Origin of the sequence: Coraliomargarita algicola, from assembly GCF_033878955.1 — a bacterium.
Lineage (GTDB): Bacteria > Verrucomicrobiota > Verrucomicrobiia > Opitutales > Coraliomargaritaceae > Thalassobacterium > Thalassobacterium algicola.
On sequence record NZ_CP138858.1, the window covers coordinates 796052 to 819638 of the forward strand.

Below are 23587 nucleotides of genomic sequence, written 5' to 3' on the forward strand. Positions count from 1 at the left end.
TTCAATCATTACTATAGAGTAATATAGCCTTGATCAAGACAAAAAATGCTGATCACCTATATTTCCAACCATAAATCGCCCAAAATTAGCATCGAGAGAATCACTGATCCCTCCCCCAATTTTCTCCCAATCCCCATAGACATGCGAAAACTATTGATCCACATAATTTCACTCACAACATTCATCACGTTAAATGCTGAAGTTAAGGAACTTAACAACCTAACCAGCGTAGAGTATTGGACTAGCCACGAAGGACAAAGCGCTCAGGCAACAATCACTCAGTGGCCCGATCGTGTGGCCGTCACCTTCGAGGGGGAAAAAGACGAAAGTTTTCGAATTCTGCTAACTAAACCTCTAGATTTACCCGAATGGGCCACCGATTGGACCTTCATAATGGGCAATGATGGCGGCGTTGGACGCATCAATGTCTGGGCGCTCATTACAGACGCGACGGGGCAAGAGTTTCGCTATCGCCTGATTGATCCGACTCCCGAAATGAGCGCAGGCTACCCGGTCTTCAAACAAGGTTTCCGCAAAGTCCCCATCCGCTTACACACATTCGGCTTGAAACGCCCCCAAATTGGCAACAGCGAATCTGCCACCATCCGTGCATCCAATGGACATAAACTCCCCGTCGCCCCGCTACAGCTGAAAGGCCTGGAATTAGTCGCAGGCAGCCAAGAGTCCAAAGGCACACTTTCATTCGGTGAATTTAAACTCAGTGGTGTCATTGCCAAAGAGTCATCGCTCTACTACGCATTAGAAGGCACGGAGCACTTCGGCGAAGTCGACCCGATCCCCTACATCACATTAGCAGACTTCGGACATTTCTTTGGCGAGATCTATGACGTCGAGTGGGAAATGCGTGATCAATACGACGGCCAAGCCATCCTCAGCGGCCACAAGACTTTCCGCCTCACCGAGGACGACCCCACCAGCCCCTACGCGGTGCAATTGGAGCAACGCATCGAATTCCCCGTAAAGAAAAAAGGCACTTACTGGATCCGCTCCAAGCTGCGCTGGGCTAAATCTGCAAAGAAATTTCCAGATGAAATCATTGAGAAAGACTTTCGTCTGGATGTGATTCATAGCCAGTATGACAGCAATCCTAGCTTCGAAGTCGCAATGAATCGCCCGATCCGCCTTGCTCCGGAGCGCAGCAATTTCACTTATGAAGCCAACGAAGCCTTACAGCTTCCTGTCGTATTCCACCCGGCAAATGACTCCATGAGCCAAGCGGATAGCTATCGCGTCACCATTCAAGCCTTTGCTGGCACTGGCCCGATCACTGTATTCTCAGGCCCACTAAATACTAGCGATGCGACCACGGTTCTAGCCGACCTCGCCGAAAAAACGGAAGGGGCCTGGACCCTCAAAGCGGATCTCTTACAAGACGGACGCGTGGTCGATTCGAAAACTCAATTGTTTGGCCTCAAAGCGGGCAACCAGCACTTGGTCAAAGTTCCACAAACAGATGCACTGTCGCAGTCCACAGACCCCAGCGATGGCGAGTCTCTGATTATGCTCTATGCGCAACTCCCCGACAACATGCGCGAAAAAGCCACGGACCGGTGGGAAGCGATCGAACCTTATTTAAACCGTGTCCCTGAAGTGACCGACTTACTGGAAGTGCCAATCCGCTGGCGTCACTTGGAACCCCTTCCCGGCATTATCAACTGGACCTGGATCGACACCCTGATGGATGCGGCAGCCAAGCGCAGAATTAAGATCGTGTTAGCCCCCTCATTCGTCAGTAACGAGCCCGACTGGATACCACCGGCCTTCAAACAAAATGAAGAAGGTGCCGTCTTTGGGCACCGGCGCTACTTATATAAAGGGATGCGTTCAAACCTTTGGAATGCCGATGTGTTAAGAGCCAACGTAATGCGAGTGGTCTCTGCAATGGCGAAACGCTACGCGAATCATCCTGCGATGGGGGGGTATTTAGTGCTCACCGAACACCCCGGCGATCATCCTTACACCAACTGGATCGAAGGCTACGCTCCGGAAACTTTACAAGACTACCACCGCTACCTCCAAGCAAACTGGTCAGATCTCGACACGATCAACCAGCGCTGGAACACTCACTATGATTCATGGAAAGCCATCGGCGTGCCCACGAAAGAAGCCTCGCCCCGCCAGCATCTCGACTGGCTGACTTTTCGCTATGATAGTATTTCCGACTTACTCATGAATCAAGTCCGAGCCATTCGCCAAGCGGACCCCAAACACCTGCTTGAAGTTTACGGCGATGGACTCACACCCAAACAATATCAAGAACTCAAAAAGCATCGCGTCATTCGCGCCAACGGCGGCGCCCACACGCCGGAACTGAGCGGACTCACTAAGGCGGCCCTCGCCGTATATGACATGCAGGAACGAGCCGAAGAACATAGCGTCGGGCATTGGACTGCTTATGGCCCCTACCAATTGGATGCCACTGTTTTTAATATGCTCTTAGGCGGTGGTCAAAACGCACACATGAAAATGTTTACCCGCACCAATGTACCCTTTGAGGAACTACAAGGACCAAAATTCTCAATGGGTCGCTTTAAACAGTTTATACCGATTCTGAAAGAATTACGACAAGTCGGCAAACCGCCCATCGAAGCCTACGTTCTCAACAATATTAAAGCACGCTTGGAAAAAGCTCAAAGCACGACCTTTATCAGCTTCGCAACATCATCGGTAACACGAAGCATGCTGGAATCACACCTCATTGCACCTCTGGTCGAGCTCTCGACCGCAACTCAGGGGAAACTCATCTTTGCACTGTCAGACTTCGGCGACTCATATGAAGCGCCAGTCATTGATACACTCGTTCAATATGTAGAGAACGGTGGCACATTAGTCATGACAGCTGATGCCGGACGTCGCAGTGCCGACCTCCCCGACGAGGAATGGATCCTACTGCAACGCTTCGGATGGGAGGCTCCAAAAAAGAATGGACGATACGGCCGCAAAGAACGCGTCACAACGCTAGAAAATGACATTTTCAAAACAGCGGGACAGTCTTTTGAACTCAGCGGACAACGTTGGCTCACGCATGCAACAGACGCGGATATCGCCCGCTATCAAGACGGCAGTCCAGCACTCTCCCAGAAAACGTTTGGACAAGGTCGTGTCATTGTCCTCTGGTCCAATGGCTTAGTGCCTCCAGCCGATACAAAAAATGGCGTTAATTTTATTGGACAAATTGCAGACTCAATTGGAGTTCCCCGCCCTAGCTCAGCCAGCCACCCACGCATCTTTACTAATTTGCTCAAGCACAATACGGGGCCTTCCTATTACGGACTGGCTTACCATAGTGGTAGCCACATGCCCTGGGGCCAAGAAGGCCCCGCTCTAGACGCCCAAACCAAATGGACAGTACCAACTGGCAATTACCAAATTTCCGAACTCATTTCAGATCGCGACCTCGGCATTTTTTCCGCCAGTGAGCTAGAACACCATGGGATTCCATGTGAACTCGTTCGCCATGCTGTCGCCATCTATCGCATGACCCCTCAACCTTAATTTTCAATATCTCTATGTATTCCCTCAAATCCCACACCTCACTCAGACTAAGCCTTGGCGTCCTCTCCTGTCTGGCCCACAGCTTAACCGCAGCTCCAACTGCCCCAGCATCAGCAATCATAGTCCCCAACAGCAACTCGACTGCCGCCTGGACGATTCAGGCCGACCAGCAGGATACAATTAGCATGGAGGAAAAAGATGGAGTGCTGCAAATCGACTACTCCGTCGCGATCGAAGAGCCTTCGGTTGTCTATGAAAAAACTCGTTACAAAAAGTCATTCTACCTGAATCTGAAAAATCCAGTCCCGGCGGTCGAACGCAAGGGGCGCGTCGTTTTTGAAGCTCGCGGACAAGACGGTAGCACTCAGGACCGTCGCGGCACCGTCTTCATCCACCCCGTATTAGAAGACGCACATGGTGAACGTTTCTCATACGAACCCTATCGTGTAGGACTACTTGAGCGTGGCGAGAAAGATGACTGGGCCCAATGGACCACGCGCCCATTCTTAGCAGGTGAAGCCGGAGGCGCTGTCAGCGCGGTCTACACAGCGTCAGGTGGCGATAAAAATCGATGGCCCGATGGTGAACTCCAGCTGGTTGGCTTCGAGATCCAGCTCCAGAACAACAGCAGTGCCAACCAGCCTGGCACCAAAAATGGCACCATATATCTGGGGCGCATTCAGTTAGAAACCGAACAGGTCACCGAGTCCGCCCCTTGGACATATCTAGACACCCTACTCGACCAATCTGGAGACTTCGAGTTGGCATGGGAAGTCAGCCCGGCGTTCCAAGCACTCCCAGTCAGCGAACAAAGCATCCATGTGAATTTTGATGCCGAAGATGAAGCGAGTCGAAAACAAGTCATCCGCATGCCAGAAGCTGGCAAATGGTCCAACAGCTGGATTCGTTATCAAATACGCCAATCCAAGAGCCATAACTTAGTCCACTCGGGCGCATTTCGTTGGGAAGTCAATCAACCAGTCGATGCCAATCCCCCGATAACTCCCGCAGATCCGACTCAAGCACCCGTCATTGGCTACACTCGAATCAATCCAGACAAGAACGGCTCTGGTGTTTATACATCCGATGAAGCCTTTCAGGCTCACTTCCGTATTTTCTCTGATACAAACACAGCCACCCAATTGCAGTGGACTCTGAACACCTATGCTTACAAGGAAATCATCGAAAAAGGTGACGTTTCCTTAAAGGCAGAGTCCAATGACTATCAAGACATTTGGGTCGACCTTCCCCGACCGGCAGGACACAACGCCTTCCGTCTCGAATACGCCCTCCTCAATGCCGCAGGCAATATTGTAGACAGTGGCAGCCATGTTCTCGGCATCCAACTGCCCAAGGACGATAAACTCATTCGTGCTGGTGTCATCCCACATCGAGATAAAATCAAACAGCGTCCCTACAACCGAATCACTTTCCATGATGGTCATTCCAAAAAAGGAACCGCGGATATATTGGAACGCTTTCGCCACACACTGGAAGAGGCCGGCACATTGACTCGACACATTACATTCATGATCGACCTGGCCGAGTTTCAGATTCTACCGGGTGTCTATGATTTCAATCTACCCGACCAAATCTTAAATACCGCCGCCGACTACGGTTATGGCGTCACCATACGTCTAGCACATGCAGAGAGTAAGACCCCCTACCTCTGGCTTCCTTATACACGAGTGCGTGATTTCGATGGCAGTGTCATTGAAGGACACTACGTCTACCATGCCTTCTCGATGGCTGATGGCAGCTACAAGCAAAACTGGATCGACTCCTTCCGAGCCCTCTATGACCGCTACCAAGACCATTCTGGATTTGAAGGCTACTACCTAATGAAACCCAATGGCGAATGGGTGCTACCGGAAGAAATCTGGTATGGAAAAGTCGCCGACTACTCTTGGCGCGCGGAACGAGCCTTTAAAGATTATCTGCGCAAGACACTGGCTCTCTCGCTCGAAGATTTAAATCAACGCTGGGACACGGACTATGACAGCTGGGAAGCGGTGCAACAACCCAAACCAATGTGGGAATTAGGCAGCACACCAGACCTGCGTGCCGCATGGAAAGACTTCTCTGAATTCAAACAAGATCTCCAAGAACAATGGTGCATTGAACTCGGCCTCGGCATCCGCGAATTCGACCAGAATCGCATCATCATCTCTTACGGTGCTCCCTCCAGTTTAATCGCCAAAGACGGCAGCAAACCAATCGATTATGGGCATAACGGCGGCAACAATTACCTTAAAAATGAAGGTAAATTTATCAAGGCTTGGGATCAAGGCAAGGGCACGGGATGGGTCACAGAGCCCCACCATCCGCACCGCTGGGCAGCCTATGGTGATCCCGGAGATATGGGCTGGATTCTCGATTGGTCCGTCTTCGTCATGTCGGCCCAGGCTGGCGGCGGTGGAGCCAACCTTCACGTTTACTACCATCCGAATCCCAGCTATGATTTAGCCGCACATTTCGGAGGGGAATATGCCTACGATCGCATGCTCCACTACAAGCACATCCTCGCGGAACTGCACGGTTTGAAAATTGTCGAACCGATCAAGCAAGTCGCCACATTTTACGATCCCTTCACCATCATGACGAAGCATCGCACCACCTTCCATGGGCGCGAAGCCGACATGACCCGCTGGTTCGAACTACTGACGCAAGACTCCGTCCCCTCAGAGTCCTTTCGCGAAGACAAAGTCGACAACTATAAGGTCATCCTAAGCAACCCTCTGGACCAAGTGCTGAGCGACCAATCCGTCGACACCTTAACCGCAGCTGTTCGCAATGGAGCCACACTCATCACCGGTGCCACCACCGGGCGCTATAGCGCCAGCGGCGAAGGCAAAGACTACCCACTGCTTCGAAGCCTCGGCATTCCCCTCCCTGCCGGTGATTACACCATCCGAGGCGAATCCATTCGCGCTGACGTTCTACCTGCCTTTCAAGAAGCCCTGGGGCGTGAGAACATTGCCTTCTACACGCAAGACGATATGCGCCGCGAACTCGAAAGCGACGAGATCGCCGCACACTTCACCCAATGGCCCTATCGTTGGATTCCGGAAAGTGACTATTTCGGATACTTCGCGCATAACGACATAAAAGCAGGCGAAATCCTCGCCCACTTCCCCGATGGCGGCGTCGCGCTTTCAAAGCATCAGGTAGGCAAAGGTAATGTGCTAGTCTTCTGGGGAACTCCAGATACAACACCCAAACGTAACGATAACCTACTCGGAAAACTAAGCTCATGGCTGGGAGTGACCAACCCACAGGCTGACAACCCAATTCCCTATATGCTCGAAGGCGAGCACTTGGAGATGGATCGCAACTACGCCCTGCTGTATCAACCGGAGCCTGGCACCTATCAACAAAACTTGCCCAACCTTCCCGACGGCAAATGGTTCGTCGATGAACTCAACTCCGGTGATCGTCTCGGCTACTTCGATGGAGCCACACTTCGCCAAAGTGGCATTGAACTCGACTTCGAGCCCAAAGAGTCTCCTTTAAAGATTCTTCGCTTTATTCCAGCTGAAAAAATGGGATCATCCAATTGGTTAAAGAGATACCCCGACTACACGAAATAACATGCCAATGCACGCACCAGACTTCTCCAATCGAACGCCGCTCCCCGTCCCCTATTTGGCCGACATCCCAGCGGTGCTCTCCCTGCAACCGGGGCGCCAGCTCTTCGTGGATGATTACTTGATCGACCCACAGCATACCACGATGACGCGTGCATGGCATCAGCCGGTCAAACACACGGGCAATCCAGTCATGTCCGCTGAAAGCGAATGGGAAACCAAGGCTCCCTTCCCGCCTGGAGTGGTGGCTAAGTGTGGTGGCATCTGGTTCGATGATGCCGACCACTTATTCAAGATGTGGTATATGGCCGGCTATCTAGGCTCCATGTGCCTTGCCACCAGCAAGGACGGCCTTCATTGGGAGCGCCCAGAGTATGATGTCGTTCCAGGCTCCAACTTAATCTTGCCACCCGACATCCATCCGGATTCAGGAAGCGTCCTCATCGACCAAAACGCAAAAGGAGATGAGCCACGCTATAAGATGTTGCTCCGCCAGCCGGACATGCCCGATGTAGATAATTCGAAGGCACTACTCTACGGCTCTCAAGACGGTATCCACTGGGATCGTCTGGGCCAATCGGGCTCCATGCACGACCGCAGCACGGCCTACTACGATCCACTCCAAAAGAAATGGATTCAGAGCATCCGCTTGAATCATCCGACCGCCCATCGCACACGCTACTATCATGATGGTGAAAATTTCATTGAAAGCGCCCAATGGGCCCCCGATGAAACCGTTCCTTGGCTACGCACCGATTCGCTCGACCAAGGTAAATACAATCCTGCGCAACTGTATAATTTCGATGCGATCGCCTACGAAAGCCTCCTGATCGGCTTTCATCAAATCTTGCATGGGCCGGACAATCACGTCTGCGAACAAAGTGGCATGCCCAAATTAACCGAGCTCTACCTCAGCACCAGCCGCGACGGCCAACACTGGGACCGCACAAACCGCAGCCCACTCATCCCCGCCCATCGTGAATACGGCTCATGGGAATACGGTTACGTCGAGTCCAGCGCAGGCATGTGTTGCATCGTCGGCGACGAACTATGGCTCTACTACAGCGCCTACGCAGGCGATCCCAATCGAGTCACCAAAGATTGGCGCATCAGCGGAGTCTATGCCAACAGTGCAATCGGCCTAGCCAAGCTGCGTAGAGATGGATTCGCTTCCATGCGCCCCGGTGCCCCCAAAGGCATTCTACAGACCCGAGCATTTAAGCTCAATGGCAGTCATTTATTCGTAAATGCCAGCACTGCCGGCTCAAATATGACCGTCCAAGTCATCGATTCGCAGGGCAATCCGATGCCCGGCCTCAGCCACGAAGATTGCCTCGGCTTTCAAGGCAACAGCTGCTGCACCCAGATTCGTTGGAAGAACCAATCACTCAAAGAGCTGGAATCTCAACCCATCCGCCTCCAGTTCAAAATGGATCGAGGCGACCTCTACGCGTTCTGGCTAACCTATTCCGAATTAGGTAAAAGCGGAGGTTTTACCGCCGCCGGCGGCCCAGGACTTCATGGCGAAGTCGATCAGTGAACGAAGTTTTCAAGGCACATGAACTCGGATGCGAATGGTGTTCTCAACTTGGAGTTCACCCCAGGTTATTTTATCACCTTTAATCAAATCACCATTCAGACGAATTTCCGTTTCTTCAGTTCCCGATGTCCGCTCAATATCAATTCGTTTCCCGCGAAGAACCAAATTATTCAACTGAAAACACTTTGGAGAAAGTAATGGATTTAAACTAAAGCCATCCGTAAATACGCGCAGCCCCAAGTTGAGCTCAATCGCATCACAAAACCAGGCTTTGGCCGTAAAGGCTTGTTTACACCCGGGACTATCCGATGTCGGATCTGCGTTCAGTGTATTATGCGTCAATCCCTCGGGATAAGTGTGCTCATTCCAGTAACTGCTCACAATCGATTCAAATTCATCCGCAGCATCACTCTCCTGGCACTGATTCATGATATTCCAATAATATCGATCCACGGCTGGGTAATAGGCCCCAAACTGATTCCCGTCTGCCATGAATCCCGGCATCGTCGGTGGATACATGTAAAGCCCGCGTGCGAAACGAAAGTGCTCACGCATAAAACGACCAATCCGCGCAACGGAATCAGAACGCGGCTCCGTGCCAAAGGGCGAGACATAGAGTTGCCCAAAAAGCGGATAATAATGACGAGGCGACAAATCGCTTTCGGCAACTGAATCAAGCCAGTATCCTTGCACATCATCCCAGAGCACCTCTTCCAGATCCGCACAGACCCGGTCGCATTGATCTTGGTAATCTCCACACAACGCTTGAAGCGCCCGCAATGCCTGCAAATAGAGCGAATTGTTAATCAAGCTAATATCATCTTTGGTTTGCTCCAACAGTTTTGGATAATCCGGGAAAAACCCAATTCCCGCGCTCAGACTATTGTGTTGCGAACATGCTTCGCCTGCTTGGGTGACGATTTCACGGGCAAAGGACAAATGTCGGTCTAGAGTTTGCTGATCCCCTGTCGCCGCAAAATAATTGTAGAGCATCACTACGTATAAACACTGAGCACTGGGCGCCATCGGCAATAGTAATTTAAACTGACTGTCAAAACCATGAATGATGCCTCGCTCCGGATCTGCTGTCTCCCGATAGAAGTCGAGCATCTCGCGAACGACGTCCGTTTGACCACTCCATAGCAGCGCTTCGGCATGCACCATACTGTCCCAACCCCAGACCCAATAATGCTCTGAAGCGCGAATCGCCCCGGGGCAACCTTCCACGACGAGCGACATAACAGTGGGCACACTGTTGTTTAAAGCAGAGTCCAAGATAGGGTTTCCAGTGTCAAAGCACACCCCATTCTTCATGATCCGCTCATAATTCCGCAATGCTTGATCGATGCGGGAAGCGTAATGCTTTGGTTGCGGCTCACAATTGAATGCAACAAAAAATACGATCTCGTCGGCATGCTGTGTGCATTCCTGACAGTACATGAAATCATAATGCAAAGCATAGGTTTTCAACGGCTGATCGGCTCCCATGATGATCGAGGTCTCCGCAGAAGCATCGTTCACAACATCCACCACCGAACGTCGTAGCCAAGCGTCACTTCCGATTTCCCACGGACTGATTTGCCGGCCATCCATTTGCACAGCCAAGTGCCCGTGCAACAACTGACGCGCACGCACCGTACGGTCCTGCGGGTTCTCTAAAACGCGCACACGTTGGAAGAGACAACCCTGATCCAGCACCAGCTCATGCTGCAAGCAGACATCCCCCAATTGGCACTCCGAGACATAACCGAATGGTAGGTGCTTAGTTTGATTGAACTCTAGGTAATAAATACCTTCATCAATGATCACCTGAACACGTGCCAACTTATCAAAAGCGGCAATATTTGAAGCACGAAAGAAAGCCCCGCGATAAATATCCTGCTCCCCTTGAAAAGACAGCTCCGCCAGACCACCATGAGATGCCACACTCGCCCACACACGCCCCGATGCGTAGTGATTTAAAACTAAACCAAAGCTGCTTTCCGACTCTGGAACTCCATCATTAAATTTTGTGATCATCGGGTATTCTATCAGTTCTTTGAGGGCACCTCGTGAAGTTGCATATCCGTGTAGAAAAATTTCACAGCGCCTTGTACCTCTTTCGTCGAAAGCGTAAGCCGCAGCCCCATGGCAACGGCCTCTTCCGGCGCTTGGAACATTAAGCGATAACTCCCCCACTCGCCGGTCGGCTCTGATTGGGCAATACGCTCCCACTTCAACCACTTCCCCTTTGCATCCAGAAAAAACACTCCAGCCCCACCGGGCGCCCATTTACATTCACCATCGAGCACTCCTTTCATTTGAAAAGAAGCTTCAAGAGCAGCTCCACCCGCCACAGGCATCACCTGATTCCACTGGCCCGCGCCTCGATCCGGATGCGTGGATTCAATCCATAACGCCGTTTTTCCATCTTCGACCGTGACACCCCCTTGGATATTCCCGTCTGGATTCTTAGAAGGGTTCCGAAAAAGCCATGCCTCGATCCTACCTTCCTCATTGCTTTCTAAAGTGGGGTTCAAGAGCAAGTTCTTCGACTCATGCACGCCTTCTCCCATCAGGTAATAGCGCCCAAATTCAGATGAATCCAAATTATTACGGGAGGAGCCGTGTAAGGCCATCTGCACCCTGCGCGTCATTTCATCCACCTTGGCATCGTCAAACACGAAATCCATTCCAATACGAGTCCCCGCCTGTAGTTGGAATGCGGCCTCTTGCGTAGGCCGTATCCGCCCTTCCAAGACATAGCCATACTCGGTCTGCTTTCCCACAGCATCGATGTTGATGATCGGATCGAAACGCCCAAAGCGTTGCACATGTGCCGGTGCCAGCTCGCCACTTCGCACTGGAACGATCGCATTTTGCTCAACGCCAGGCGAATACACAGGTGTTTGCTCCGCAAGTGCACGTCCATCGAAGAAAAACTCTAATGCATCTTGCAGGTAGGCACGATGAACGTCCCCTTCCGCCACAGGTTTGAAATGATCGTCCTGCACCTCGATGTAGAAATAGATTCCGTCGTTTTCCCTCCATGCTGTCTTTACAGCAAACGATAAATCACTCGGCCCTTGCCAGGAGTTAGGATCGTAATACCCAACCGGCGGGCGACCGATGTAAACCTTATCAGCAGTGTCCGCCACTTCAGCAGCCAGCGACGTCCACTCTGCTCCATCACCATCAAGTTCGATCTCATACTCGACAAGAGGAATACCACGCGCCACTCCTTCGGAAGCAAAAGTAAGTTCGCTCGATGCCAACTCAGTCTCTTCACGATCTAAACTGGCTCGAACCATGTGCTCCCCACGCGCCAAGGCACCTGCCGTCAAAGTAAATGGAATTAATTCTTCAGCTCCAGCTGGGATTTTTACCGTTGGATCGTAGCTAAATTCCGAACCTGCCGAAACCAGGCTCAGCCTAGCGTTCAATTCCTCTGACAACAAATTGCGCACTCGAACAAAACCAGACTCCTGCTCACCTGGACTCAAGAGCGAGGGGAATTCCTCAAATGCTAGAAATGGCGCCTCACGAAATTCGGAAGTAATATCAAAAACGTAGACGGGTTCTCGCCCCAAATTAATGGTCAAGATATTGCCTTCCGATTTCCACGTCAGTGGGTTTCCGAGATAATCCATTCCATGATACAAACCTTCGCGTGCCACAATAAAGGAACGCGAGGAAGGCCCGTTTGCAAAGAGAGCGGCCGTCTGTGAGCCGTCCAGATCTGTCACTCTCACTGCCGCTGCCGTCGAGACAGACAATGGAATTAACTCAACCGACTCCTGCGTCGTCAGCACACTCGCCAATGCCGCATATGCAATGCCTTTCAGGCTAGGCGCTCCCGCCGATCCCCCAGGGTGCGGGTAAAAGACTGAAGACCCCATCAACATAAACCACTTCTCCACCCCCAACGCACAATCCAATAAAATCGCCTGTGTTTGCCATGCCGCTCCCACTGCTTCCGTGGTCAGAGCAATGGCATCGGCAGAAACAATCACCACACCATCTGAGAGTTGTCGCGCACGTGGATAGCGCGCTAATAAGTCCTCTTCAGTCAGCGGTCTACCATCAATACGACGTGGCTGGTGGATTCCGCACTCAGTGTTCCAAAGCGGCGGCACCTCATCTAAGTATTCCTTCAAGATTGTTTTGGTGCGCTCAATTTTACGATATTTCTGCCATTCAGCAACCGGAGCCCTCCCAATATAATTATGAAAGGATAAAATGTCGAAATAGCCAGCGCCACCGGCCGCTAACACGTCCTCCGTCCATTCGGGATAAGTCGTCACACCGCACAATCCTACGATTTTCGCTTCAGGGTCCAATTCGCGAATAATATCATGCGCGGTCACCAAAACATCGACATAGTCCGATGGGGGCATTCCATGCGCGTTCGGCTCGTTGAGGATTTCCCAGTATTTCACCCGCCCCTTATAGCGATCGACGATCGCGCGCAGCCAATGATTCCACTGAGGCTTCTCAGTAGGCGTCACATGCGGTGGGTCGTAAAAGGGACCGACCGTCAACATCATGTCCAAACCAACCTTCAGCGCTTTGTCCACACGAGCATCTAAGTGGTTATCAAAATTCGGTAACATAGTACCTTTCGCCTTCGGCAAATAAGGTATGTGACGCTCGATGCGACCACCGATGGCTAAGTCTTCGATGTGACGGGTAAAGATCTCGTGCCCGCCCAATGGAGAACTGGCAGGACGTTCCTCCATCGGAGCGACTGGGACAGTCACGCCCAGGGGAAATACTTCACGCGCGACAAGGGAGTCCTTGTCATCGGAAATGCTCACGAAGAGTTGATACACGTCATGCACCTCAGGAAAAGATACCAGCACGGTAGTCGCGCGAATGCCGGACTCCATCATAAGTTGTGTATCGAGCACAGTCTCCTCCCCCGCTCGGACGAGGCGGGTGTGCACATAGTGTGCACTTTGCTCGGCGATCTCGTTTGGCAAAGTGATCGTCACCGGAAGTTCGGAACCAGCCTCGAAATAACCATACGAATCACGCGGAATCTCAATTTCAATTTGATCGCGTAGACTTTTTTCAGTCAAAAATGCAAGATGTCGCACAGCTTGCTGAGCGGGGCCAAGAGCAGGTCTTCCTTGCTCATAATGCGCCCGAATTTCATCTGCTGAGAGTGGAGAATCATAGATCGCGAGTTCATCCAAATCAAAGAACAAGGTATTGTTACGATATGCCTGTGCACCAATCTTCAGCCCTTCACGTGATTCCTCCGGATGTAAGGCCGTGCGCCCACGGGGCGGTTCAGGCTGGCTATAGGCACCCTCGAATTTTTGTTCACCAGCCAATTCACCATCGCAGTATAGTCGAAGTGTCTGCCCGTCTAGAACCATAACCAAATGATGCCATACATTCATCACCAAGGGAGGCGCGACTAAGTTCACATCTCCGCCAAGCTCCTGACTACGGCCCAGCCTGGCATACACACCCGCTTCATCCGCAGAAATCGCCCACCCGGACCGAAAACCATTGCCCACAGAAAACAAATTCGCACGTCCTCGATCCCCCTCTTGGGGTGAATGAATCCGTACCCAAGACTCCACGACAAGTGCATCTGTATCCGTACGAAAGAAGAGCGACTCCATCACACTATTGCCAGTGCTCCTGAAGGTCAGCGCAGGCTTGCCCTGCCAACGGCCTTCCGTCCATTTAGGAAAATCAATTGCCACTTCCCCTTGCAATACATCATCATGATAGGGAGATGCATGGGTGATCACTAAGCCCGTGCTGTCTTGTCCAGTAAGGTCCGGAACAACATCGCTGATACGTTCGAACGTGTAATGCCGAACGGATGAATCAAGTGAGCCGACTTCTAACAACGATTGCGCATGTCCGTCAGACAAAACGAAATAAAAAGCAATCGCTAACAAGCGAAATATAGGAGTATTCATACAGGCATTCATAAAGTTCGGCTGGCGATGTATAGGCACAAATGCCCCCAACGCCTTCAGCGGAAAACCAAGGCAACAACAGTAGATAAAATGAGCACGGACTAGCGCGCCGCTAATCCGTGCCAGATCAAAATCAGTCGATCGATCTACTTCATGCGCTGCTTACGAGCACCGAAAACAAATAACGAGGCGACTCCTGAAAGCAGTAAGGCATAGCTGCCGGGCTCTGGAATTGCTGAGAAGTGATTCTGAATCTCGGTGCTGGTGAGTGCATCATCATACCAAGCGACGGAATCTAGGTCACCACTCCATGGACTATTTGCATTATAAACAAATGCACCGATTTTGAGCCCACTAACAAAACCATCAATAGAGTCATCTGAATCAAATTCGGCTCCAGTTAAAGCCTGAGAAATAGTTCCTGTTGATTGATTCCCAACCCACGCATCAATCGTGTATTTTGCATCATCTCCACTCCCTAGAGTGGGATCCGTATACACAATGTTGATCGCGACGTAATACGCACTGTCAGTAGAAATACTGCTCAAAGTTTCGATACTAGAACCATTTCCAAAACGAGCCTTCAAATCGCTGCCATCTTGGTAAACATAGAAGCGATCATTATTGTTACCACTGAAAATGTGCGCTTCAGAAGAACTCGCTTCAGACGGACGCATCAGAAATTCGAGCGTATAAGAATTACCAGTTGTGATCGATACAGACATTCCGGTCAAATAGTTACCAGAACCGGGGAGAGTTGCTGTCTCATCGGCAAAACTTACACTCCCTGTGGTCGTCAAATTATTACTACCTTCCTTATCATCGGTAGCCGTCGCAGCAAATGTGTATTGATTCACGAGGTTCGCATCTAATTGCTGCATCGCTTCCAAACCACTAGCACCCGAAATCGCATCTGCATGCGCGATGCTGGAGAAAAAGCACCCAGCGAGTATAGCTGTAAATGTGGTGCTTTGAATTGTATTCTTTTGTAGTATTTTCATATGTATTATGGGGGGTTAGTGTTTTGCTCTTTTGATTATGAGCAGGTGATGAATCAAAACTTTAAACAGAACTTAAATTATTCATTCCATTTCCGGCAAACTAGGATTGTAGATACGAATGGCAGCTAAAGACTCTGCCGAGTCACTATCGCGAGCCACCAAGGTCAGGGTATGCTTGCCTGGCTCAAATCCTTGAGCTGCCACCACTAAAGTTTCCGACACATAGTCGCTCACGGCAGGCGCTTGAAAAAGATCCGCGCAGTGTGCAACGGCTTTCCAAGTAATTCGGAAATCTTCTGGCGGCGCTTCCTTTGTCATCGAACGGGCACGGGCCAATTTCGACCAATCCTCTGGCTCAATCACCACACGACCGGATTTGGAAACAAAGCGCTCACCACTACTACCAATACCATCTGCACCCGTGACTGAACCAGTGACTTCGAACTTAAAATCAGTGAGTTCCTCATTGTAATCAAATATCCTCAACGACCAATCCTCCACTACAGGGGGTGTTTCGGATGACACACGCAAAACAGCCGGCCACCAGGTCCCAGGGTAAGCGGATGCTCGTGTGAAGGCCGTTGTTCCCAACAGCTCCGAAGGTTTGCGCCCATCTATATATATTTCAATGCCAGAGGTGTTTCCTTCGTTAATCCCTGCGACTAAGTCGATCTTATTACCCTCAAATTCCAGTTCTAAGCGATCCCCCTGCCATGCAAGATCCTGCCCAAGTTTGTAGGTTTTTACTTTCTCATTCCATACACTGGGATCAGCAAAATCTGGCTGATACTGAAGGTAGTCTTGTATCAAGTGCCTCATGACAAAGATCCCCCAATCATTCAGGTGAACAACATCACGAAGTAATGCCTGCGGCTCGATTTGATTGCGATGCAAGTATTGCTTCCAAGGGCTTAAAATATCAGCGAATTCGATTTGATAGCGCTCACAAAGATCCGGAAGAAAAACGCGATTATGCTGTAAAATTCTGGCAAACCTTTTGCTCTGCATCTGGGTCTCCTCATCCTCAAGCTGCGCGGGCAAAGTCGGATGATCATTTGTCAGTAAAATATCCGTCGTCGTATTTTCTAAAGCTTGGCGAATAATCGCTTCATATGGCTCTGGCACCCGAGTATAGTCATGAAAGATCATCAAGTCCGGATAAAAACTATTGATGTCAGTCGGAGCTGTTCTAACCAAGTATTCAGCACCGAAGCCCCCAATTGCACGATGCGCAAAGACAAAATCAACGTCTGGATAGCTGCGCTTTAAGTATTCCTGCACTGGCCAGGACCACTGTGCAGTGATTGATTGTCCATAAAACAAAACGCGAACTGTGTTCCGCTGCTGCGGCGAACTTTCAGTAATCAACGCCATGGATCGTGTTAAATAACGTCCGGGGTGGACTAACGCAGGATTTTCGGGCACCGGCCACTCGGGTGATTCTTCAGCACATACCGAGTGTGCTAGACTTAGCACAAGGCTAAAACCTAAAAGTAGTTTTTTCATCAATTTGGGGTTTCTCATAAGATTGGGGTTCACGGGGCAATGCGCCCTATTCAGCGCTAGAGCAAATTGACAAAAACTCAGGGTAACACATCGGGTAAACTGACTGCTTGATTCGCACTAAGACGCTCGAACGGGTTGAATATAATAAGGTTCACGGACTTTGCCTGCGATCAGGTCGTCCAACATTTCAAAGATCGCTTCAGCCATGGCCTTCGGGTCCAATTCCATTCGAAGTATCGCTCCCTCCCATTCAGAAAGTAGAAACGAGCCCGTATTCGCATGCGAACATACCGTAATATCCCTACCAGGTTCAATTCCGTTACGGGAGAAATAGGATAAGACGCCGCGACACATCACATCGTCCGAGATGAGCAATCCATCTGGACGCTGATCCGGATGAGTCCACCAACCAACGGAATCTAACCACTGTTCCGCATACGCACGCCCCAGTCCTTCGCGTGTCGTGTCGGGAGAATCCTCCCCTCGCATCGGTCGAACAACCCGATCAACAACATAGTCCAGCCCCTTGGCTTCAATGAATTTTTGAAATTTCTTATAATCATACTTTCGCGGTGTGATGAAGCCCACACGCGCACAGCCTGATTCGATCAAACTATCCAAGCCCATCGAAATAAGCGCATCGTAGTCTAAGACCACGGTGTGGGCAGATACTGATGTACTCTGACCGTCATCAGACGTCCCGATCACAGGAATATTCTGGCTACGCAACCAGGCTTCCTGCTCCTCGCTATTGCGCCCCATTAGAATAATTCCATCGATCTTATCATCCTGTAGAGCTTCAAGCAGATCTTTGTGCACCTGTGCCTCTCCAGCAACTTTTTGATCCGACATTTCAGGCACATCTAAAAAACACGAAAGACGCTTATCACTTCGATTCGCCAGGCGCGAACTTTGCTGCAGAAACATACGTCCGAATTCCGACCCCGAGGGAGAAAAAATATTTCCGCCGAAAACCAGTGCGATCCGCTGCTGAGCCAGTGTATCTGAAACATAAATCCCACTGCCCTGCACACAGCGCAATACTCCTTTGTTCTGCAAATGCACCAAACTTTTCGACAAAGTCGCTTTCGTCACCCCCAGCGATTCCATTAAAACACGCCCCGTCGGAAGCCTCCCCCCCGGCCCAAGCTCGTGAGCAAGATTCGTCAATGCAGCAATCACATGCGGTTGCTTATTGGGACCGCGAACAGAAATGGGCGAAAGTGATTTCATGACCAAACAAGATTAAGGAGCAATAGAGATAGGGAAATTTGCCTATACTAATTCATACGTCAACACAAAATTCGGAATCACTCAGGGAGAACAATAAACTCAGCCCATTCGAGACGTCCCTCCACTTCCGGGGGCACAAACTCGACCACATTAACATCGTCCAGCAAGACAGAATGCGGCACTTCATAGTGAGACAACAAACAGACCGCTTCCGGCAACTCTGGCCGATCTTGCCCAGGAAAAGCCCAATGGCGGCAATCCTCATAAACAGGGGCTTCCACAGAATCTACCAGCACGGCATTCACACGCATCGACATCCCTGCCAGGTGCCCATCAGACACTTCCTCGGAAAAACCAAGCCGCAAGACATAGCGCGACCGACTTGAAAGGCGTCCGATTGAGAGGCGCAAAGTCACATTCTCCGCCCAACGCCCGGGGTCCCACCCGATACTTGAATTTATCAATGGAATCGGCAAGACACGGCGCTGAGGCTCCCCCGGAGCTTGCACCTGTGGGTACGTAACTGGATGGCGTCGCACGACACGCTCCAAGGTATCAGCAGCACCCAAATGATTTAGCATTTCCAACATCAAACGCCGTTCGCCTGCTTCCCCCGCCTCACGATAACATTCGTTAAACAAATACACGCCATCAGCCCCTCGCTCCAAGGCCGCACTCGCCGCCCCATACAGGACATGATAATTCCCAAAAGAAGATCCCGGATAGGCCGCCACTCCACTCTCGACCATTGCAATAATTTTCACTCGATCCCCGACCAGACGTCGCCAGATCTCAATCGGGTAATCCAAATTAGCACAGGCTCCAAAATCCGAAAGAATGACCTGATCCACCAAGCCCAGCTCCGACCATCGAGCCACATCAAACCCCAGCGCTAGAGCGCTTTGAGGCTCTGCCGGCACACGATGCCGCAGCAGAATCGGATGCTCATAACGCAACTCAGCCCGCTTCCTCAAACGATCCACCTCGCCAATAAACTCGGTCAACACACTACGCCCAGCCGCCTCAGATCCAGGCGCAAACATGAATATCCAACGCATCCAATCCAACTCAAGCCCATCCATATCATAGCGATCAAAAAGCTCCTCAACCAGCGCAAGGTGATGCGCGCGCACTTGCTCGTGCGAATAATCAAAGGCTCCCTCAAAACTACGCTCAAATCGATACGGCGCACGGCGCAGTTGCGGGTTATCCTTCCAGAATCGAGTTGCGTGCGAATTAAAATGATCCTGATCAGGTTGCTCCACACCCTCCTGAGCAAAGCCACCATGACTCTGCAGACCGTGACAGTCATTCATCCGCATTGTTAAAAACGCCTCGACCCCATGGAAGCGCGTGCGATCCAGCCACACTTGCAAATGATCTACCCCCGCAGCCACCAAAGCCGCCATACCCGCCGCCTCCTGACAACGCTCGAAAAGCGGTTGATCCAGCCCAAGATTAGGATCCGCATCGTCAATCAAGGTTTCCCAAACTCGACTAGAAAACAAAGCGCGCTGCATATTCACGCAAAAAGCCAAGCCCGCCAGTTGACACCCCTGCGCATAAAAATCAACCACACGCTCCAAGCCCTCAACCGTCATATCCTCAATCGGATGACAACGAGTAAATGCCGAGTCATCCTGATTCACATAAACCCTTCGGCTGCTCATTTCAGACACCTTTCAAACACCGAGCAACAACCCAACATCCCAGCACCCTCTGGCGTCACTAGCCCTCCAACAGATGCGCACTCTCGCAAAATAATTTGACTCATCAATGAAAACTTCCCTATACCTATTATCATGTCAAATTCTTTTCAGTTAGCTTTTAACATTCAGAGATAGTCGCCCCCTCAGAACGATGCACAGTCGGACAAAAGCACTCACAAACACACGACACCTGCTCTTATACTCGCCCTTCGTCTAAATAGAGCCAAGCTGCGTCAAAATACAGCTCACCGTTGCCAATAAAGAAAACGAATGATCGCCCCTATCGACCTCCCCACCAAAGCTTCCCCACACCCCCATGCTCAGGCTCGCTCTAAACCACAAGCACTGGCTTCTTCTGGTTTCGCCCTAGTCATCGCGCTCTCACTGATGGCGTTTGTCGTCCTGCTAATGCTCACTCTCAGCACAATGCTACAAGTGGAGAGCCAGAGCAGCCACATTTCCAAACAGCAAACACTCGCGGAACAAAACGCATTACTGGCACTAAATGTCGCCATTGGTTCCTTACAAAAGCATGTAGGCGTCGACTCAATCAGCACAGCCAGCAGCAGCATGCTCGACACGGATCCAACCACGGCAGAGATTGAAGGACAAAACGAATGGCACTGGACGGGCGTCTGGGGCGCGGACGGCTCCGAGACTGCTTGGCTCGTCAGTGGCAACGAAGGCCGCGCGATCAGTGACACAAATTACTTAACTCCGGCATCAAACAACGAAAACTTTGTAAAGCTGACTAGCGACCGCACAGTCAGCGTGCCAACCGTAGAACTCGCAAATGGCCAATACGCCTACTGGGTGGGAGACGAGAGCACTAAAGCAAAAATCACACACCCTAGCGTACAAAGCGGCAGTAATGCACTCCAAACCGCAGGAAAAATAGACATCAGCCAACAAAGTGAGTTAGCATGGACCCAAGCACTATCGAACAACTTACGCAGCACCGCACTCAACCTCAACACTCTCTCAATCGGAGCTAGCAACGAGACCGAATCGACTTCCTTGATCACTCGTCAGCACGATTTAACAGCCCACAGCTACGGCCTACTAACAAATTCAAAAAGCGGAGGCCTCAAGCAGGATCTTACACTCAGCCTCTTCGCCCCTGCGACTCCACCAAGCGGACAAATATTTCCGCCACTCCTAGGCACATCAGCCACCGATGCAGACCCAGGCGGCCCGCCATGGGAGCAACTAGCAAGCTGGGTCGCATCATCACCCGCATCGGGTAGCGACCTGCCAGTGCGCCCACAGACAAACACACAGACGGGAATCTTCCCCGTGGTGACTCAATTACAATATTATTGGCTCCCACAACTCGGCCCTGGTCCAGACTACAAGATCTACATTCAAATCATGCCAGCAGTCACACTCTGGAACCCCTACGACCGAGCCCTCGAAAGCACCGACTATCGCTTGGATATCGGACAGAGCTTCCGCAACGCCACCGTCGCCAACGACTTTCGCGCCCATCGCTTTTTGTTTCACGGAACGGAACTGGAACTCGATCCACAAGACTACTACACCCCCGACCACATCGATTCCTCCGTATCTGGCAACCGGCGTCTGACTTCCCTCGGAAAGCAAGCACTGGGAATGCGCTTCAATATTCCAAACGTTCGCCTCGAGCCCGGCCAGGCGATCACCTTTTCGCCGGTCGGCAATCAAGAACTGCAAACTTTTGGTGACGCCTACGATGCCGCCAGCAATAGTAAGAAAGACTTCGTCCCCGCTCCGAGCGAAAATCAACTGGCTCCCGGATACCGATCCGAGGCGAGCTTTTACATCGACAGCGGACGACAACTCTCGCAAGCGCCGAATCCTACACTCGGCGATCCGCGCTTCTATATCGCAGCCCACCTATCCCCCAACCGTAGCTACCGTCTACTCAAACAAGACGATGATGAAGGAACAGTCCTGACTGAGGCCTTCGGCTTGTCTGGCAACAAACCTGAAGCAGCCCCGTTCGAAGATTTTCAAACATTTGTCGCGGGCAATCCAGTCATCGATAAAACAGGCAGCACCGGCTTCAAAAGCAGTTTAAACCTAGTTCAAGCAGGCTACGACGAATCCGTCAGTTGGCTGGCGCACTTAAACCCACGCGCCGCAGCCTTAGGCCCGGTCCCATTCCTATATCATGACCGTGACCTGCTCGACATTAAATATGATAGACTCAACAATCCCTCCGTTTTCCACACAGTCTATGTGGACGGCAACGAACAAGACACCGGAATGCCCATATTAAACAACGAAGCAGGCATCGGCTATAGCCACAACGAGCAAACCACAAACCGCGCCATTCTCTTTGAAAGTCCTCCCGCCCGCGATGCATTATTCAGTATCGGGCAACTCATGCACGCCCCACTCTACAATCGTAGTATCCCTGCGGATACAATTGAAGAAATTGCCCGCTATCGACTCAGTTGGGCACGCTTCGACAACTTTCTACCCGCCTACGCAATCGGAAGCAGCAAAGCAGATCCCTATATCCCACTGGATTCACTTTCTGTCGATTGGGCCGATTACCCACCACGTAGCGGTACCGATTTTGATTCCAGCGTCGTTACCTATTCCGGGCAACATGTTGACTACGCCTACCTACTAAACCAAGCACTTTGGGATGCGTATTTCTTTTCCAGCCTACCATCTAGCGTCAGCCGCCAGCCCAGCAACAAACGCATCATAGCACTGGACCCGTATCAAACAGACACACTCGCCAGTAATGACGTCGCCGCGCATTTCGTGATTGATGGTGCTTTTAACATCAACTCGACTTCAGAAGATGCGTGGCGCTCACAACTAGCCACATTCTTTGGCGAAAGTTTGCACCTTGATCAGCCCGAAGGCTCTCCATTTCTTCGTGTACATGACAATCCCGGCGAGCCCTTCCACGCTGATTCGGATGACGAATACGATGACGCGGCCTACCACGGCTACCGAACGCTCAACAGCGATCAAATCGCCAACCTCGCGCATCAAATCGTCAAACAAATCAAATGGCGCGGCCCCTTCACATCACTTGCGCAATTCATCAACCGGTCTCCAGATCGGGACGCGCCCACCACCTTGGACGTGGACGCCTTTCGACTCAGTGGTGCTCTCGACGCGGCCTTGAGCGAGGCAGATGCCATCACCGCGACCGAAGCAACAGAGCTGGGCATAGACATCAATCAAGCGACCATCAACAAAGCACTGATCAGTAGTTCGGTCGAGACGACACCGCAGACCGCTGCCGGATTCATTGAAAAAGCACAGGAAGGCTGGCGCACAGAGTCCATTCCTGGTTGGCTCTCTCAGCCTGACTTACTCGCTCGCTTAGGCGCAATTTTCACCACACGCTCCGACACCTTTAAGATTCGAGTCATGGGACAGTCCGACAATCAAGTTACAGGCGAAAGCGTCACCGTCTACGCCGAGGCAATCATCCAGCGACTCCCCGAATTTATCAATACAATTGACTCAGCCGATACCCCGCTCGACTCCCTCAGTGCGCAAGAAAATGCACGCTTTGGGCGACGCCTGGCACTGGTCGATTTCAAATGGATCCCACAGCCCTAGC

At 51.2% G+C, this 23587-nt stretch carries 10 protein-coding genes; 4 read left to right on the forward strand and 6 right to left on the reverse strand.

What is annotated here, in order from left to right; all coding sequences use genetic code 11:
• Positions 1 to 141 precede the first annotated feature (141 nt).
• The 3 genes from SH580_RS03130 to SH580_RS03140 are packed head-to-tail and all read left to right on the forward strand — an operon-like array spanning position 142 to position 8643.
• Entirely contained in the window at positions 142 to 3516 is a 3375-nt protein-coding gene (locus tag SH580_RS03130; protein WP_319833553.1) for a beta-galactosidase, read from the forward strand.
• Positions 3517 to 3530: 14 nt separating this feature from the next.
• Positions 3531 to 7106 (forward strand): beta-galactosidase, encoded by a 3576-nt coding sequence (locus SH580_RS03135; protein WP_319833554.1) that lies wholly within the window; start codon positions 3531 to 3533, stop codon positions 7104 to 7106.
• A 1-nt stretch (position 7107) separates the two neighbouring features.
• Positions 7108 to 8643: a hypothetical protein gene (locus tag SH580_RS03140; protein WP_319833555.1), complete on the forward strand. Its 1536-nt coding sequence runs from the start codon at positions 7108 to 7110 to the stop codon at positions 8641 to 8643.
• A 9-nt stretch (positions 8644 to 8652) separates the two neighbouring features.
• Here SH580_RS03140 and SH580_RS03145 read toward each other — a convergent pair whose 3' ends face one another.
• From SH580_RS03145 to SH580_RS03170, 6 genes are all read right to left on the reverse strand, one after another.
• Positions 8653 to 10662 (reverse strand): glucosidase family protein, encoded by a 2010-nt coding sequence (locus SH580_RS03145; protein WP_319833556.1) that lies wholly within the window; start codon positions 10660 to 10662, stop codon positions 8653 to 8655.
• An 11-nt stretch (positions 10663 to 10673) separates the two neighbouring features.
• Positions 10674 to 14564, reverse strand: a complete 3891-nt coding sequence (locus tag SH580_RS03150) for a LamG-like jellyroll fold domain-containing protein (RefSeq protein ID WP_319833557.1) — start codon at positions 14562 to 14564, stop codon at positions 10674 to 10676.
• Between the two features lie 146 nt (positions 14565 to 14710).
• Positions 14711 to 15565 (reverse strand): PEP-CTERM sorting domain-containing protein, encoded by an 855-nt coding sequence (locus SH580_RS03155; RefSeq protein WP_319833558.1) that lies wholly within the window; start codon positions 15563 to 15565, stop codon positions 14711 to 14713.
• 81 nt (positions 15566 to 15646) lie between these two features.
• Positions 15647 to 17071: an SGNH/GDSL hydrolase family protein gene (locus tag SH580_RS03160; RefSeq protein WP_319833559.1), complete on the reverse strand. Its 1425-nt coding sequence runs from the start codon at positions 17069 to 17071 to the stop codon at positions 15647 to 15649.
• A 117-nt stretch (positions 17072 to 17188) separates the two neighbouring features.
• A complete protein-coding gene (locus SH580_RS03165; RefSeq protein ID WP_319833560.1) occupies positions 17189 to 18304 on the reverse strand; it encodes a substrate-binding domain-containing protein in 1116 nt (371 codons plus the stop codon).
• A gap of 77 nt (positions 18305 to 18381) precedes the next feature.
• Positions 18382 to 19974, reverse strand: coding sequence for a hypothetical protein (locus SH580_RS03170; protein WP_319833561.1), 1593 nt, complete (start codon positions 19972 to 19974; stop codon positions 18382 to 18384).
• Positions 19975 to 20283: 309 nt separating this feature from the next.
• Between SH580_RS03170 and SH580_RS03175 the strand changes: the two genes are divergently transcribed.
• A complete protein-coding gene (locus SH580_RS03175; protein WP_319833562.1) occupies positions 20284 to 23586 on the forward strand; it encodes a hypothetical protein in 3303 nt (1100 codons plus the stop codon).
• The last annotated feature ends 1 nt before the right edge of the window (position 23587 follow it).

Coding starts and splice junctions, on each gene's coding strand:
- SH580_RS03130 (WP_319833553.1), top strand. CDS start 142: ATGCGAAAACTATTGATCCACATAATTTCACTCACAACATTCATCACG.
- SH580_RS03135 (WP_319833554.1), top strand. CDS start 3,531: ATGTATTCCCTCAAATCCCACACCTCACTCAGACTAAGCCTTGGCGTC.
- SH580_RS03140 (WP_319833555.1), top strand. CDS start 7,108: ATGCCAATGCACGCACCAGACTTCTCCAATCGAACGCCGCTCCCCGTC.
- SH580_RS03145 (WP_319833556.1), bottom strand. CDS start 10,662: ATGATCACAAAATTTAATGATGGAGTTCCAGAGTCGGAAAGCAGCTTT.
- SH580_RS03150 (WP_319833557.1), bottom strand. CDS start 14,564: ATGAATACTCCTATATTTCGCTTGTTAGCGATTGCTTTTTATTTCGTT.
- SH580_RS03155 (WP_319833558.1), bottom strand. CDS start 15,565: ATGAAAATACTACAAAAGAATACAATTCAAAGCACCACATTTACAGCT.
- SH580_RS03160 (WP_319833559.1), bottom strand. CDS start 17,071: ATGAAAAAACTACTTTTAGGTTTTAGCCTTGTGCTAAGTCTAGCACAC.
- SH580_RS03165 (WP_319833560.1), bottom strand. CDS start 18,304: ATGAAATCACTTTCGCCCATTTCTGTTCGCGGTCCCAATAAGCAACCG.
- SH580_RS03170 (WP_319833561.1), bottom strand. CDS start 19,974: ATGAGCAGCCGAAGGGTTTATGTGAATCAGGATGACTCGGCATTTACT.
- SH580_RS03175 (WP_319833562.1), top strand. CDS start 20,284: ATGATCGCCCCTATCGACCTCCCCACCAAAGCTTCCCCACACCCCCAT.